Origin of the sequence: Streptomyces sp. NPDC060194 (assembly GCF_042728285.1) — a bacterium.
Taxonomy (GTDB): domain Bacteria; phylum Actinomycetota; class Actinomycetes; order Streptomycetales; family Streptomycetaceae; genus Streptomyces.
In genome coordinates this window covers 12,817-27,121 of record NZ_JBHWZH010000027.1, presented here as the reverse complement: position 1 = coordinate 27,121, position 14,305 = coordinate 12,817, and the positions used below count along the sequence as shown (strand labels likewise).

Sequence of the window (14,305 nt, the reverse complement as noted above, 5' to 3'; positions counted from 1 at the left end):
GGTCCGTCAGGAGGGTCCGGCGGCCGGCCGGCGGTCCCCGCGGCGGGGACTGCGGGCGGCGCCTCGGCCGAGCGGTGTCAGGGTCGGTGTCATACCGCAGGAGGAGACAAGGCGGACCGGGTCCGTCCGCAGGGGGTCCCTGGAACAGTTGCGCGGGCTGACTCCGGGACGTTGATCGGCCGTGACGATGGAGGGGTGCCGGAGGACCCCGGCGCGTCCCCGTCGCCGTACCGATCGGAGCGTCCCCGTGACGACCACCAGCCCTCCCGCCGCGCGCAGCACCGCCGTGGCCGCACGTGCCTCGCAGCTGAGCAAGGTCTACGGCTCGGGTGAGACCCAGGTGGTCGCGCTCGACGACGTCACCGTCGACTTCCGGGCGGCGGAGTTCACCGCGATCATGGGCCCCTCGGGGTCCGGCAAGTCGACCCTCATGCACTGCGTGGCCGGGCTCGACTCGTTCTCCTCGGGATCCGTGCGGATCGGGGACGTCGAGCTGGGCTCCCTCAAGGACAAGCAGCTGACGAAGCTGCGTCGGGACCGGATCGGGTTCATCTTCCAGGCGTTCAACCTGCTGCCGACGCTGACGGCGCTGGAGAACATCACGCTGCCGATGGACATCGCGGGGCGGAAGCCGGACAAGGCGTGGCTGGACCGGGTCATCGAGATGGTCGGCCTCTCGGGGCGGCTGTCGCACCGGCCGACGGAGCTGTCCGGCGGGCAGCAGCAGCGGGTGGCCGTGGCGCGGGCGCTCGCCTCGCGGCCGGAGATCATCTTCGGCGACGAGCCGACGGGGAACCTGGACTCGCGGTCGGGGGCGGAGGTGCTGGGCTTCCTGCGGAACTCCGTGCGCGAGATGGGGCAGACGGTCGTGATGGTCACGCACGACCCGGTCGCGGCGGGGTACGCGGACCGGGTGGTCTTCCTCGCCGACGGGCGGATCGTGGACGAGCTGGCCGCGCCGACGGCCGAGCAGGTGCTCGACCGGATGAAGGCGTTCGACGCGAAGGGTCGGACCAGCTGACGGTTTCGGGGTGAAGCCCCGAACCCTCTCGCGGGGCTCCGCCCCTGCACCCCGTGTCGGGCTGCGCCCTCCGGCCTCGAACTCCCCCAAGGTCTGAAGGACCAGGGGGTACCCCCTCGCCGGGCTGAGTTCTTTCGGCCTCCCGCCTCCGACGGGGCACTGAAATGTGCTTTCGGCCTCCGCCTCTGCCAGGGCACTGAAGCGCCCGCCCTCCCACCAGAAAGAAACCCCATGTTCCGCACCGCCTTGCGCAACGTCCTCGCGCACAAGGCCCGGCTGCTGATGACCGTGCTCGCCGTCATGCTCGGCGTCGCGTTCGTCTCCGGCACGTTGGTCTTCACCGACACCCTGGGCACCGCCTACAAGAACCAGTCCGCGAAGAGCTATGACGACGTCGCCGTGGCCGTCGAGTACGACGGGGACGGGAAGGGCCTGAGCCAGGCGGAGGTGGACGCGCTCGGCCGGCTCGACGGGGTGCGGGAGGCCTCCGGGCAGGTGGGCGGGTTCGCCGCGGTGGCGGACCGGGACGGGAAGATGATCGGGGAGGGCTGGTCGAACGCCGGGCGCAACGCGAGCCCGACGGGGGACGAGGAGTTCACCGCGGGCCGGGCGCCGGCGAAGGACGACCAGGTGGCGCTGGACCGGGGGACGGCCCAGGAGGGCGGCTTCCGGACCGGGGACCGGGTGCGGGTCGCGGGGAACGGGCCGGCGAAGGAGTACACGCTGTCGGGCGTCTTCACGACGGACGACGGCGCGGTGAGCGCGGGCGGCAGCCTGTCGCTGTTCTCGACGGCGGAGGCGCAGCGGCTGTTCGGTGAGCCGGGGCACTACGACGCGGTGACGATCGGCGCCGAGCCGGGGACGTCGGACACGGCGCTGCTCACCGAGGTGAGGAAGGCGCTGCCCGAGGACGCCACGGCGAGCACGGGCGCGGAACTGGCGGCGCAGCAGGCGAAGGACATCGAGGCCGGCTTCTCGACGATGAAGCAGGGGCTGCTCGCGTTCGCGGGGATCGCCCTGTTCGTGGGCGTGTTCCTGATCTACAACACGTTCGCGATGCTCGTGGCCCAGCGCACGAAGGAGCTGGCGCTGCTGCGCGCGGTCGGCGCGACCCGCCGGCAGGTGACGCGGTCGGTGCTGAGCGAGGCGCTGGTGGTCGGCGCGGTCGCTTCGGCGGTCGGCTTCGCGGCCGGCGTGGGCCTGGCGGCGGCGCTGCGGCCGGCGATGGCGTCGTTCGGGATGCAGGTGCCGGACGGGCCGCTGGTGATCGGCTGGGTGACGGTGGCGGCCGCGCTGGCGGTCGGCGTGGTCATCACGATGGTCTCGGCGTGGCTGCCGGCCCGCCGCGCGGCGAGGATCCCGCCGGTGGCGGCGATGGGCAGCGTCCACGCGACGGCGACCGTCCGCTCGCTGGTCGTGCGGAACACGATCGGCGCGGTGATCACCCTCGGCGGCGGCGCGCTGATCGCGGCGGGGGCGTCGAAGGGGTCCGACACCGGGCGGTTGATGATCGCGGGCGGGGCGTTCCTCGCCCTGGTCGGGGTGATCGTGCTCATCCCGCTGCTCTCGCGTCCGACGGTCGCGCTGGTGCGGCCGCTGCTCGTCCGCGTCTTCGGGGTGTCGGGCAACCTGGCCGCCCGCAACGCGGTCCGCAACCCCCGCCGCACCGGGGCCACCGCGGCGGCGCTCGCGATCGGCCTGACGCTCGTCACGGGCATCACGACGCTCGGCGTCACCCTGGGGCAGGCGATCGACCGGATGACGACGGACAACATCCGCGCCGACTACATGGTCACCATGGCGAACGGGATGCCGCTGAACGCCTCCGCCGTCGACGCCCTGGCGAAGTCCCCGGCCGTCACGGCGTACTCGCCGCAGCAGGCGGGCGACGTGGAGCTGGACGGCGGGCGGCACGCCGTCTCGGGCGTCCACGGGGCGGACCTGGGGAAGGTCCTGAACCTGGAGGTCGGCTCGGGCTCGGCGTCGTCGCTCGCGAAGGGCCAGGCGCTCGTCGCGGAGGAGACCGCGAAGGGCAACGGCTGGCGGACGGGCGACACCCTGCCGGTGGAGTACCCCGACGGGACGAAGGGCCGCATCACCGTCGGCGGCACCTACGAGGGCAACGAGTTCCTCTCGCCGGTCCTCCTCGACACCGCCACCCTGAACCGGCACCTCGACGGCGAGGCGTACGTCCCGGAGGTCTACGTCACCACCGACGGCGGTCCGTCCGCGAAGAACGAGCAGGCGCTCGTCGACGCCCTCGGCGAGAACCCGGCCGTCACCGTGCTCGACAAGCAGGACATCCGCGACATGTTCGGCGGCGCGGTCAACACGATGCTGAACCTGATGTACGGGCTGCTCGGGATGGCGCTGCTCATCGCGGTCCTCGGGGTGGTGAACACCCTGGCGATGTCGGTGTTCGAGCGGCAGCAGGAGATCGGGATGCTGCGGGCGATCGGCCTGGACCGCGGCCGGGTGAAGCGGATGGTGCGCGTGGAGGCGGTCGTCATCGCGCTGTTCGGCGCGGTGCTCGGGGTGACGCTCGGCGCGTTCCTCGCCTGGGCGATCGGCGAGACGGTCGCCGGGTCGGTCCCCGGCTACACCCTGGTGATCCCGTGGGAGCGGATCGGCGTCTTCCTCGCCCTCGCGGCCGCCGTCGGCGTCCTCGCCTCGCTGTGGCCGGCCCGCAGCGCGGCACGGCTGAACATGCTCACCGCGATCAAGACGGAGTAGCAGCCCGTCCGCGCCCGCGCGCGGGAGCCGCGAAACCCCGAAGGGGCCGCCCACACCACGGATGGTGGGCGGCCCCTTCGGGCTTCACTGCCGCGTCGTCAGGACGCCTTGGCCTTCTCGGGCGCCTTGACGCCGGGGGCCACGGGGGCCTTGGCGTCCACCGCCGGGGCCGGGGCGGGCCTGGCGGCCTCGTAGAACTCCTCGCGCGGGGTCTCCATCGCGCCGAGGGAGACGATCTCGCGCTTGAGGAACATCGCGAGGGTCCAGTCCATGAAGACGCGGATCTTGCGGTTCCAGGTCGGCATGGCCAGGCCGTGGTAGCCGCGGTGCATGTACCAGGCGAGCCGGCCCTTGACCTTGATCTTCATCTTGCCCATGACGATCATGGCGACGCCCTTGTGCAGGCCGAGGCCCGCGACCGCACCCTTGTTGGCGTGCTTGTACTCCTTCTGCGGAAAGCCCCGCATGCCGGAGACGACGTTGTCGCCGAGGACCTTGGCCTGGCGCAGCGCGTGCTGGGCGTTCGGCGGGCACCAGGCGTTCTCCACGCCGGCCTCGCGGGCGGCGAGGTCGGGCACCTGGGCGTTGTCGCCGGCGGCCCAGATGTAGTCGGTGCCCGCGACCTGGAGGGTCGTCTGGGTGTCGACGTGGCCGCGCGGGCCGAGCGGGAGGCCGAAGCGCGCGAGCGCCGGGTTGGGCTTGACGCCCGCGGTCCACACCAGGGTGTTGGAGTCGACCTCGAGGCCGTTGTTGAGGACGATGTGGCCGTCCACGGCGGAGTCCATGCCGGTCTTGAGGAAGACCTCGATGCCGCGGCTCTCCAGGTGCTCCTTGCCCCAGCGGCCGAGCTCCGGACCCACCTCGGGGAGGATCTTGTCGGCGACGTCGACGAGCAGGAAGCGCATGTCCTCGCGGGACACGTTGGTGTAGTACTTCGCGGCGTCGCGGGCCATGTCCTCGACCTCGCCGACGGTCTCCGCGCCCGCGAAGCCGCCGCCGACGAAGACGAAGGTGAGCGCCTTGCGGCGGATGTCCTCGTCCTGCGTCGAGTCGGCCTTGTCGAGCTGCTCCAGGACGTGGTTGCGCAGGCCGATGGCCTCCTCCACACCCTTCATGCCGATGCCCTGCTCGGCGAGCCCCGGGATCGGGAAGGTGCGGGAGACCGCGCCGAGAGCGATGACGAGGTAGTCGAAGGGCAGCTCGTACGCCTCGCCGACCAGCGGCGCGACGGTGGCGACCTTGCGGTCCTGGTCGATGGTGGTGACCCGACCGGTCAGGACCTCCGCGCCCTTCACGACGCGGCGCAGGGGCGCGACGACGTGACGCGGGGAGATGCTGCCGGCGGCGGCTTCGGGGAGGAAGGGCTGGTAGGTCATGTACGACCGCGGGTCGACGACCGTGACGGTCGCCTCCGCGTAGCGCATCTTCTTGAGGATGCGCCGAGCTGCGTACAGGCCTACGTACCCACCGCCTACTACGAGGATCCTGGGACGCTCCGTGGTGCTCATGCCATCGAGTATCCCCCTGCCCGTGGGGCGGTGCTCGTGCGCCCCTTCACAAGGATCCTTGACCCCCCTGCTACACTGCGCGGCCCACGTGACCCAGGTCATGGCCCGGCGCGGAACCCTGCGCCCCACCGGCACGTTGGACACCCCTTCTGAGCTGCCCCTCTCGGGGGCGCGGCGGCCGGTGTGACCCGCCGTTCACGAGGGGGCAACACACCGTCCCGGCACGGCAGTACGGCCCCGCGGGGTGCCCGCGCGCCCGTACGGGGCCATCCGGGGGCACTCCGCGGGGCTCGGGCGGCGTTTTCCTTGTGAAGAACTTCACGAAGTTCGTTCCACCGGGTGAGCCGAGCCCGTCCGAGCCAGGCGAATTCCTGGCTCACCTGAGGTAAGCCCAGCTCAGACGATGAGCAGGTCGACCACTCCGGCCGTGTCCTCGTGGCCGAAGCCGTCCGCGAGGCGCCGCGCCATGAGGTCGGCGTACGGGGTGAGGAGAGCGGTGGAGACGCCCTGCTCCTCGGCGGTGCGGATCATGGTGGCGTTGCCGGCGACCTGCATGGCCAGGTTGGAGACGACGTCCTTGGCGTAGTCGCCGCTCGCCAGCTGCTCGGCCATGGAGTGGGCGCTCGGGGCCATCGCGACCAGCCAGTCGGCGAGCAGCGGGGCGAAGTCCCTGGGCGGGACGTCCTCCTTGCGGAGCAGGGCGTAGGCGTGGGTGATGCCGGAGAACATGCCGTGCATAGCGCTGAGCAGGGCGACGTCCCAGAGCGCGGCGAAGCCGGCGTCCGCGCCGACGTGGACCGCGCGGGCGGGGACGGCGAGGACGTCCCCGTGCTCGGCGAAGGCGTCCGGGGAGCCGCTGTAGAGGACGTACGGGCCGGCCTCGGGGACGCCGATCATCGGCGGCACGGCCATGATCCCGCCGTGCAGGAACCGTGCCCCGCGCCCCGCCGCCCAGGCGGCGCGGTCGCGGCTGTCGGCGGGGGTGCCGGTGGTGAGGTCGACCAGGTCGCGGCCGGCCAGGTCGGCGCCGTCCAGGGCGTCGCCGACGGAGGCGTGGTCGAGCAGGCAGGTGACGACGAGCCGGTTCGCGGCGACCGCCTCGGCGGCGCTCGCGGCGACGACGGCCCCCTTGTCGGCGAACGCGTCCGCACGGCCGGGGGTGCGGTTCCAGACGGTGACGGGGTGGCCGGCGTCCAGCCAGGCGTGGGCGAGGGCGGCGCCCATGGCACCGAGTCCGAGGAGGGTGAGCGGGGCCTTGCCAGTGGCGTGTGCTGTCATGCCGTTTAGGCTCGTCGACGGGTCCGGGGGGCTCAAGTACCCACTTGGAAGTGGGTGGTTACCCCGGAGTGAGCGAACAGGTGGGGGCGGCGGGACATGGCGACGGCACGGCGGCCGGGGACGTACGTGTGCGGGATCGACGCGGCGATGGACGTGATCGGCGGCAAGTGGAAGGTGCTCGTCCTCTGGGCCCTGGACGACCACCCCCGCCGCCGCTTCGGCGAACTGCGCCGGCTGATCCCCGGCATCACCGAGAAGGTTCTCGCCTCCCACCTCCGCGAGCTGGAGGCCGCGGGCGTCGTCCACCGCGAGGCCTACGACGAGGTCCCCCCGCGCGTCGAGTACTCCCTCACCCCGCTCGGCGTGAGCCTCAACGCGGCCCTGGAACCCCTGGGCGCGTGGGGACGGGCGCACGTGATCGAACCGGCCGCGGGGGTGGCTGCGCCGCAGGGCGCACGGCCCGGGGAGGCCCGTGGCGCGGCGGAGGCGCCCGGCCGGGACGAGGTCCGGCCGGACGCGTCGCGCCCTTCGCGGCGCTGAGGCGCGGGGCGGCCGCCAGGGAGCCGCGCGGCCCCCGCGCGCTGCTACGCCCCCGCGAGGGCCGTGTGCCAGGCGATGCCGTCGAGGATGTCGTGCTCGCTGACGACGACCTCGGACGCGCCCGCGCGCTCCATGACCATGAGGAGGACCAGCGCGCCGACCGCGATGACGTCGACGCGGCCCGGGTGCATGGGTCCGATCGCGGCCTTCTCGTCGTGGGTGGCCGCGAACAGCCGCTCGCTGATCGCCTTGACCTGCTCGTACGGGATCCGCGCGCGGTGGATCGCGGACGGGTCGTAGGCGTCGAGGCCGAGGGCGATCGCGGCGACGGTGGTGACGGAGCCGGCGAGGCCGACGAGCATGCGCGGCTCGCGGATCGGGACGGTCTCGCCGGCCAGGTCGAGCGCGGCCTCGACGTCCGCGCGGATCGCGGCGACCTGCGCCGCGGTCGCGGGGCTGTCGGGGGCGTGCCGCTCGGTGAGCCGCACGCAGCCGACGTCGACGGACCGGGCGGCGGTGACGTGGTCGCGGCCGACGACGAACTCCGTCGAGCCGCCGCCGATGTCGACGACCAGGTACTCGGGACCACCGGCCTCGTCGTCGGCCCCCAGCTCCTTCGTCGCGCCGGTGAAGGAGAACTCCGCCTCCTGGTCGCCGGTGATCACCTCGGGCTCGACGCCCAGGATGCCGACGACGCCGCGGACGAACTCGTCGCGGTTCTCGGCGTCGCGCGAGGCCGAGGTGGCGACGAAGCGGGTCCGCTCGACGCCCAGCTCGGCGATGACGCCGGCGTACTCGCGGCAGGCCGCGAAGGTGCGCTCCAGGGCCTCGGGGGCGAGCCTGCCGGTGCGGTCGACGCCCTGGCCGAGCCGGACGATCGTCATCCGCCGGTCGAGCGTGGTGAGCGTGCCGGCGGCCGGGTCGACGTCCGCGACGAGCAGGCGGATGGAGTTGGTGCCGCAGTCGACGGCGGCGACGCGGGTCACGCGGTCTCCTCCGCGGGGGCGGCGCACGGCGTGACGCAGGGGCCCTTGGCCCACCACTCGGCGAGCATCGCGATGGTCTCGTCGCCCAGCGGGTTGACGCCCGGGCCGGCGGCCAGCGAGTGGCCGACGAGCACGTGCAGGCACTTCACGCGGTCGGGCATGCCGCCCGCGCTCGGGAAGCCCTCCAGGACCTCGATCGCGTCCCGGCGCGCGAGGTAGTCCTCGTGCGCGGCCCGGTAGGCCGCGGCCAGCTCGGGGTCGGCCTGGAGGCGCTCCGTCATCTCCTTCATCACGCCGTTCGCCTCGAGGGTGCCGATCGCGGAGGCCGCGCGCGGGCAGGTGAGGTAGTACGTGGTCGGGAACGGCGTGCCGTCGGGCAGCTTCGGGGCGGTCTCGACGACGTCCGGCTGCCCGCAGGGGCAGCGGTGCGCGATGGCGCGCAGACCGCGCGGGGGGCGCCCCAGCTGCTGCTTGAAGGCCTCGATGTCGGCCTCGGTGGGCGGCGTGGACGGGGTCTGGGGAGGAGGGGTCTGCATGCTCTCTGTTCTTCGGTCGGCGTGTCGGGGCGGCCCGCGCTCGGCGGCCGCCGTTCAGTCGGCGGGGCGGTCGGTCTTGTCGACCCCGTCCCAGAAGTTGTCGTACCAGGGCCGGTCGGCCGCGCCCTCGTCGGCCGGGCGGCCGCGCTCCGGGGAGATCACCGTGAAGCCGGTCTCGCCCGGGTAGACGTAGTGCAGGTGGTCGCGGATCTGCCGCTCGGCGTACGCGTCGTCCTGCCAGCGGGCCTTCTCGTCCCGCAGCAGCTCGACGTCGTCGCCCGCCCGGTCCCGCAGCCGCTGCTGCTCGGCGATCTCCGCCCGCTGCGAGACGTACTGCCGCATCGGGTAGGCGAGGGCGACCACCAGGGAGCAGACGACGAGCGCGAGGAACGCGGCCCGGCCGGTCAGCCGCGAGCGGCGGGCCGCGCGGCGGGTCTGGGAGCGGTAGACGCGGGCGGCGGTCTGCTCGCCGAGCACCCGCAGCCGGGTGGACGTGGTGGCGAACCGGTCGCGCTCGCGCGTCTTCCCCGCCATGGTCTGCCCGCCTCCCCTTCACGTGACGACGTCCCCGCACACGGTACGGGACCGGGTGCGGGGACGTCCGTAACCTACGGGGTCGGGCGGTGCCGACCCCTCAGGTCGTGGTGCGCGCGGGCGTCAGTTCGCCGGGCGGAAGCGCGGGAAGGCGCTGCGGCCGGCGTAGACGGCGGCGTCGTCGAGGATCTCCTCGATGCGCAGCAGCTGGTTGTACTTGGCGACGCGGTCCGAGCGGGCCGGGGCGCCGGTCTTGATCTGGCCGCAGTTCACCGCGACGGCCAGGTCGGCGATGGTGACGTCCTCGGTCTCGCCGGAGCGGTGGGACATCATGCACTTGAAGCCGTTGCGCTGGGCCAGCTCGACGGCGTCCAGGGTCTCGGTGAGCGAGCCGATCTGGTTGACCTTGACGAGCAGGGCGTTCGCGGAGCCCTCCTCGATGCCGCGGGCCAGGCGCTCGGGGTTGGTGACGAAGAGGTCGTCGCCGACGATCTGCACCTTGGAGCCGATGCGGTCGGTGATGACCTTCCAGCCGGCCCAGTCGTCCTCGTACAGCGGGTCCTCGATGGAGACCAGCGGGTACGCGGAGACGAGCTCCTCGTAGTACTCGGTCATCTCGGCGGCCGAGCGCGACTTGCCCTCGAACGCGTAGACGCCGTCCTTGTAGAACTCCGACGCGGCGACGTCGAGCGCGAGCGCGATGTCCTTGCCGGGGACGTAGCCGGCCTCCTTGATCGCCTCGACGATCAGGTCGAGCGCGGCGCGGTTGGACTCCAGGTTCGGCGCGAAGCCGCCCTCGTCGCCGAGGCCGGTGGACAGGCCCTTGGTCTTCAGGACCTTCTTCAGCGTGTGGTAGACCTCCGCGCCCCAGCGCAGCGCCTCGGAGAAGGACTCCGCGCCGATCGGCGCGATCATGAACTCCTGGATGTCCACGTTGGAGTCGGCGTGCGAGCCGCCGTTCAGGATGTTCATCATCGGAACGGGCAGCAGGTGCGCGTTCGGGCCGCCGAGGTAGCGGAAGAGCGGCAGGTCCGAGGCCTCGGACGCGGCGTGGGCGACGGCGAGCGAGACGCCGAGGATGGCGTTGGCGCCGAGCGAGCCCTTGTTGTCGGTGGCGTCGAGGTCGAACATGGCCTGGTCGATCAGGCGCTGCTCGGTGGCGTCGTAGCCGACGAGCTCCGGGCCGATCTGCTCGATGACCGCGAGGACGGCCTTCTCGACGCCCTTGCCGAGGTAGCGGTTCGGGTCACCGTCGCGCAGCTCGATGGCCTCGAACGCGCCGGTGGAGGCGCCGGAGGGGACGGCGGCACGGCCGGTGCTGCCGTCGTCGAGGCCGACCTCGACCTCGACCGTGGGATTGCCTCGGGAGTCCAGGATTTCCCGGGCTACGACGACGTCGATGGACGGCACGAGCATCTCCATTCTCGGATGTGCGGCCCCGTCGCGGGGCCGCCGCACTGCTTGGTCTTCAGAGCCTAACCGCACGGCGGCCGTCGGCCTGCCGAACGCCCGGCCCTCGGGACGACGGGTCGTGCCGTCCCTCGGAAGCATTTTGTTTCGCTACGAAACAAGATACCCCGCCCCACCGCGCCCGGGGAGGGCGCGGCGGAACGGGGTACGGCTGCCGCGCGGGATCGCGGGACCGGATCAGCTGAGGTGCAGCTGCTGGCCCGGGTAGATCACGTCGGCGTTCTTGACGATGTCCTTGTTCAGCTCGAAGAGCTTGTTCCAGCCGCCGGAGACGTTGTTCTCACGGGCGATCTTGGAGAGGGTGTCGCCCTTGACGACCTTGTACTCGCCGTCGCCCTTCTTGAAGGTGTGGTCGGACGGCGCGGCCGGGGCCTGGCGGGCCTCGGAGCGCGTCGAGCGCTCGGGCTGCTGCGAGCGGTCCTGCTGCGGCTGGGCCTGCTGCTCCTGCTGCTGCGGCTGGGCCTGCTGCTGCGGCTGGGCCTGCTGCTGCTCGGGCTGCGCCTGCTGCTCCTGCGCGGGCTGCTCGTCGGCGGCCGGGGCCTTGGAGGTGTCCGCGGCGCCGAGGTTGACGCCGCAGGACGGCCAGGCGCCCTTGCCCTGACCGGCGAGGACCTTCTCCGCGACGGCGATCTGCTGGCTCTTGGAGGCCTGGTCGGCCGACGGGGCGTAGGAGGTGCCGCCGTACGCCGCCCAGGTGGAGGACGAGAACTGCAGGCCGCCGTAGTAGCCGTTGCCCGTGTTGATCGACCAGTTGCCACCGGACTCGCACTGCGCGACCTGGTCCCACTCGGAGGTCGAGGCGGCGGAGGCGTTGGTGGCGCCCAGCAGCGGGGCGGCGATCGCCGCACCGGTCACACCGGCGAACGCGGCGATGCGGGTGGCCTTGGAGGGGCGGCGGTGCTTGGACTTGTTCGAAAGCAGCATGAAACAGATCTCCTCACCGACGCCTACGAGGTGAGCTGTCGGGTTCGGGCGCAGTGAGTGCCCGGCGGCGGGAACCTGCGTTCCCGCCTCTTCACCCCAAGCCCGGTTCCGTACCGCCCTCGTGCTTCCGAGGGCGGCGGGTCCAGGCGGCTTACCTGTGGTTCCCCCGCTCCTGCCTACGGCGCTTTACGCGTCGATGCCCGACGTCCGCCGGCAGGATTCGGCGTGACGGTCGTCGGGGCCCGCCTGGTTCGGCGAGCGAGTCGACGTTAAACACACAACCCGGTGAAGTTCAAAGACGACAGGGGGTGGAGTTATCCATGTCTCATTCGGCGCTCTCGGCCCCGGACTTCTGTCCCGCCTCCTGCTTCACACCGAAATCCAGGCTCTGACCAGGAAGAATCAAATCCGGATCTTCGCCGACCGATTCCCTGTTGGCCTCGTAGAGCGCGGACCAGCCGCCCTCGACCTCGTGCGAGCGGGCGAGCGTCCAGAGGTTGTCGCCCTCGCGGACGGTGTACCGCCCCGCCGCGAGATCCTCGTCACGCGTGGCGTCCGTGCCGCGCGAGGCGTGCTCCTCGTCGGCGCGGGCGTCGTCGGGCGCCGGGCCCGCCAGCTCCTCGACGGCCCCGTCCTCCGACTCCCGTCCCGCGAGGGCCTCCCCGGCCTCCTCGGCGGGCCTGCCCCGGTGCTTGCCCGAGCCCGACGCGGACGGCGTCGCCTCGCCGGTCGTCACGTCGGCGCCGCCGCGCGGCACGGGGTCGTTCGACGTCTCGTCCGACGCGGAGGCGGCCGGCCGGGGGGACTTCGATCCGGTCGGCTCGCGCTCGTCGTCGCGGCCGCCGCGCTTCTCGCGCTTCTCCGCCTTCCGCTCGGCCGCCGTCTCCGCGGGGCTCGCGGACGCGCCCGGGTCGACCTGGGGCCGCTCGTCGGAGCCGCCGGCCGCCTTCGCCAGCCCGGAGATGTCCGCACAGCCGGGCCAGGCGCCCGGGCCCTCGGCCTCAAGGACCTTCTCCGCGACGGCGATCTGCTGCGAGCGGCTGGCGAGGTCGGCGCTCGGCGCGTAGGCGAGACCGCCGTACCGCGCCCAGGTCTCCGGGCTGAACTGGAGTCCGCCGTGCAGTCCGTTGCCGAGGTCCGCGCTCCACAGTCCGCCGGTCTCGCACATCGCGACCTTGTCCCAGGTGCCGGCGTCGGCGGCGTGCGCGCCGGTCGCGCCGAGCAGCGGGAGGGCGACGGCGGAGCCGGTCACCCCGGCCGCCACGATGAGAGCCGGAGCCTGACGGGGGCGTCGGTGACGGCCGTTCCCGGAGAGCATGCGGATGCCTTTCCCGTGACTGCTGAGACGAAGGCAGAAGGTATCGACATTCGAACTCATGTCACAAGTCGATGCAGCGGAGATCACGTCAAAGTCACGGTCGGGCTGCTCAGTTCCGCTTCCCGCACCCCGAACTCGACCGGCAGCGTGCGCAGTCCGCGCATGATCAATCCCCCACGCCAGCGCAAATCGTCATGTTCTCCCGCGAGGCGCAGATCGGGCAGGCGGGTCAGCAGGGTCGCGATCGCCGTCTGCGCCTCCAGGCGGGCCAGCGGGGCGCCGAGGCAGTAGTGGATGCCGTGCCCGTACCCCAGGTGCTGGTTGTCGCGCCGGGTCAGGTCGAGGCGGTCCGGGTCGTCGAACCGGGCCGGGTCGCGGTCGGCCGCGGCGAGCACCACGAGCACGGGTTCGCCGGGCGCGATGCCGACGCCGCCGAGCGTCAGCGGCTGGGTGGCGTACCGCCAGGTCGCCATCTCCACCGGGCCGTCGTAGCGCAGCAGCTCCTCGACACCGGTCTCCAGGAGCGCGCGCTCCCCGCGGGCCAGCGAGTCCTGCAGGCGCTCCCGCTCCCCCGGGTTGCGCAGCAGCGAGTAGACGCCGTTGCCGATCAGGTTGACGGTCGTCTCGAAGCCGGCGAACAGCAGGATGAACGCCATCGCCGCGGCCTCGCCCTCCGTCAGGTGCTCGCCGTGGTCCGAGGCGCGGATGAGGCCCGACATCAGGTCGTCGCCGAGGTCCTCGCGCTTCCGGTGGATCAGCTCGACGAGATATCCGCGCATCTTCTTGACCGCGCGTCCGACGCCTCCGCGGGGGCCGCCGCCGTGACGGATCATCATTCCCGCCCAGTCGCGGAATTCGTCCTGGTCCTCGCGGGGGACGCCGAGCAGATCGCAGATCGCGTAAATGGGGAGCGGAAAGGCGAATTCGTGGATGAGGTCCGCGCTGCCCTTCTCCGCGAAACCGTCGATGAGCTGGTCGGTCAGTTCCTGCACGCGGGGTGCGAACGCGGCGACCGTTCTCGGCGTGAACGCCTTCGACACCAGCCGGCGCAGTCGGGTGTGATCCGGCGGATCGATGTTCAGCAGATGCGTCATCAGCTCCGCCTTGCGCTCCCCCGGGATGCCCGTGCGCCCCCGGGCCGCGGCCGTCCCGGCGTGGTGCGCCGGGTCCTTGCTCAGCCGCTGGTCCGCGAGTGCCTGCCGGGCGTCCGCGTACCGCGTCACGAGGTAGGCCTCCACGCCGCTCGGCAGGGTGACCCTGTGCACGGGCGCGTGCGTCCGCAGCCAGGCGTACGCGGGGTACGGATCGGTGGCGAACTCCCAGCTGAACAGCTCGGGCGACATCTCAGGCATACGCCGACGGTATCCGCAGCGGTCCGTGCACGGATTCGCGGCTCCGCCGCGGACACCGCCCTGCGGGCGGCGGCCTCAGACGCCGGCCGGGCTGATTTTCTGGCC

12 protein-coding genes and 1 riboswitch are annotated in these 14,305 nt (G+C 72.5%); of the genes, 3 read left to right on the top strand and 9 right to left on the bottom strand.

The features are described 5' to 3' along the window. Window positions 1-286: 286 nt before the first annotated feature. Both ACFWEG_RS08820 and ACFWEG_RS08815 read left to right on the top strand, forming a co-directional pair. Window positions 287-1,021 (top strand): ABC transporter ATP-binding protein, encoded by a 735-nt coding sequence (locus tag ACFWEG_RS08820; protein ID WP_387210973.1) that lies wholly within the window; start codon window positions 287-289, stop codon window positions 1,019-1,021. A 231-nt stretch (window positions 1,022-1,252) separates the two neighbouring features. Then, window positions 1,253-3,754 (top strand): ABC transporter permease, encoded by a 2,502-nt coding sequence (locus tag ACFWEG_RS08815; protein ID WP_387210903.1) that lies wholly within the window; start codon window positions 1,253-1,255, stop codon window positions 3,752-3,754. A gap of 98 nt (window positions 3,755-3,852) precedes the next feature. On the opposite strand, the gene ACFWEG_RS08810 is transcribed toward ACFWEG_RS08815, so the two are convergent. Together ACFWEG_RS08810 and ACFWEG_RS08805 are read right to left on the bottom strand one after the other, a co-directional pair. After that, on the bottom strand, window positions 3,853-5,262 hold the full coding sequence (locus ACFWEG_RS08810) for an NAD(P)/FAD-dependent oxidoreductase (protein WP_387210899.1): 1,410 nt from the start codon (window positions 5,260-5,262) through the stop codon (window positions 3,853-3,855). 396 nt (window positions 5,263-5,658) lie between these two features. Further along, window positions 5,659-6,540, bottom strand: coding sequence for an NAD(P)-dependent oxidoreductase (locus ACFWEG_RS08805; RefSeq protein ID WP_387210896.1), 882 nt, complete (start codon window positions 6,538-6,540; stop codon window positions 5,659-5,661). Between the two features lie 96 nt (window positions 6,541-6,636). On the opposite strand from ACFWEG_RS08805, the gene ACFWEG_RS08800 reads away from it, so the two are divergent. Continuing rightward, on the top strand, window positions 6,637-7,080 hold the full coding sequence (locus tag ACFWEG_RS08800) for a winged helix-turn-helix transcriptional regulator (protein ID WP_387210893.1): 444 nt from the start codon (window positions 6,637-6,639) through the stop codon (window positions 7,078-7,080). Between the two features lie 44 nt (window positions 7,081-7,124). Here the strand turns inward: ACFWEG_RS08800 and ACFWEG_RS08795 are convergent, their stop codons facing one another. The 7 genes from ACFWEG_RS08795 to ACFWEG_RS08765 form a co-directional block, all read right to left on the bottom strand. Beyond that, window positions 7,125-8,066 carry an exopolyphosphatase gene (locus ACFWEG_RS08795; RefSeq protein WP_387210890.1) on the bottom strand — a complete coding sequence of 314 codons (942 nt, stop codon included), beginning with the start codon at window positions 8,064-8,066 and terminating at the stop codon, window positions 7,125-7,127. Continuing rightward, window positions 8,063-8,602 (bottom strand): DUF501 domain-containing protein, encoded by a 540-nt coding sequence (locus tag ACFWEG_RS08790; protein WP_387210887.1) that lies wholly within the window; start codon window positions 8,600-8,602, stop codon window positions 8,063-8,065. The genes ACFWEG_RS08795 and ACFWEG_RS08790 overlap by 4 nt, the downstream gene beginning before the upstream one ends. Window positions 8,603-8,656: 54 nt before the next feature. Further along, window positions 8,657-9,136: a septum formation initiator family protein gene (locus ACFWEG_RS08785; protein ID WP_387210884.1), complete on the bottom strand. Its 480-nt coding sequence runs from the start codon at window positions 9,134-9,136 to the stop codon at window positions 8,657-8,659. Window positions 9,137-9,259: 123 nt separating this feature from the next. Then, the gene (gene eno, locus ACFWEG_RS08780; RefSeq protein ID WP_387210970.1) at window positions 9,260-10,552 is read right to left on the bottom strand and encodes a phosphopyruvate hydratase; all 1,293 of its coding nucleotides are present in this window, start codon (window positions 10,550-10,552) and stop codon (window positions 9,260-9,262) included. Window positions 10,553-10,783: 231 nt separating this feature from the next. Next, window positions 10,784-11,530 carry a transglycosylase family protein gene (locus ACFWEG_RS08775; RefSeq protein WP_387210881.1) on the bottom strand — a complete coding sequence of 249 codons (747 nt, stop codon included), beginning with the start codon at window positions 11,528-11,530 and terminating at the stop codon, window positions 10,784-10,786. Window positions 11,531-11,535: 5 nt separating this feature from the next. After that, window positions 11,536-11,724: riboswitch (cyclic di-AMP (ydaO/yuaA leader) on the bottom strand. Window positions 11,725-11,855: 131 nt separating this feature from the next. Beyond that, complete coding sequence (locus tag ACFWEG_RS08770) at window positions 11,856-12,782, bottom strand: transglycosylase family protein (RefSeq protein ID WP_387210878.1); 927 nt, start codon at window positions 12,780-12,782, stop codon at window positions 11,856-11,858. A gap of 149 nt (window positions 12,783-12,931) precedes the next feature. Further along, window positions 12,932-14,200 (bottom strand): cytochrome P450, encoded by a 1,269-nt coding sequence (locus tag ACFWEG_RS08765; RefSeq protein ID WP_387210875.1) that lies wholly within the window; start codon window positions 14,198-14,200, stop codon window positions 12,932-12,934. Window positions 14,201-14,305: the final 105 nt, after the last annotated feature.

What these genes read in the sequence shown, in the direction of transcription:
- ACFWEG_RS08815 (WP_387210903.1), top strand. Translation starts at nt 1,253, where the DNA reads ATGTTCCGCACCGCCTTGCGCAACGTCCTCGCGCACAAGGCCCGGCTG.
- ACFWEG_RS08810 (WP_387210899.1), bottom strand. Translation starts at nt 5,262, where the DNA reads ATGAGCACCACGGAGCGTCCCAGGATCCTCGTAGTAGGCGGTGGGTAC.
- ACFWEG_RS08805 (WP_387210896.1), bottom strand. Translation starts at nt 6,540, where the DNA reads ATGACAGCACACGCCACTGGCAAGGCCCCGCTCACCCTCCTCGGACTC.
- ACFWEG_RS08800 (WP_387210893.1), top strand. Translation starts at nt 6,637, where the DNA reads ATGGCGACGGCACGGCGGCCGGGGACGTACGTGTGCGGGATCGACGCG.
- ACFWEG_RS08790 (WP_387210887.1), bottom strand. Translation starts at nt 8,602, where the DNA reads ATGCAGACCCCTCCTCCCCAGACCCCGTCCACGCCGCCCACCGAGGCC.
- ACFWEG_RS08785 (WP_387210884.1), bottom strand. Translation starts at nt 9,136, where the DNA reads ATGGCGGGGAAGACGCGCGAGCGCGACCGGTTCGCCACCACGTCCACC.
- eno (WP_387210970.1), bottom strand. Translation starts at nt 10,552, where the DNA reads ATGCTCGTGCCGTCCATCGACGTCGTCGTAGCCCGGGAAATCCTGGAC.
- ACFWEG_RS08775 (WP_387210881.1), bottom strand. Translation starts at nt 11,530, where the DNA reads ATGCTGCTTTCGAACAAGTCCAAGCACCGCCGCCCCTCCAAGGCCACC.
- ACFWEG_RS08765 (WP_387210875.1), bottom strand. Translation starts at nt 14,200, where the DNA reads ATGCCTGAGATGTCGCCCGAGCTGTTCAGCTGGGAGTTCGCCACCGAT.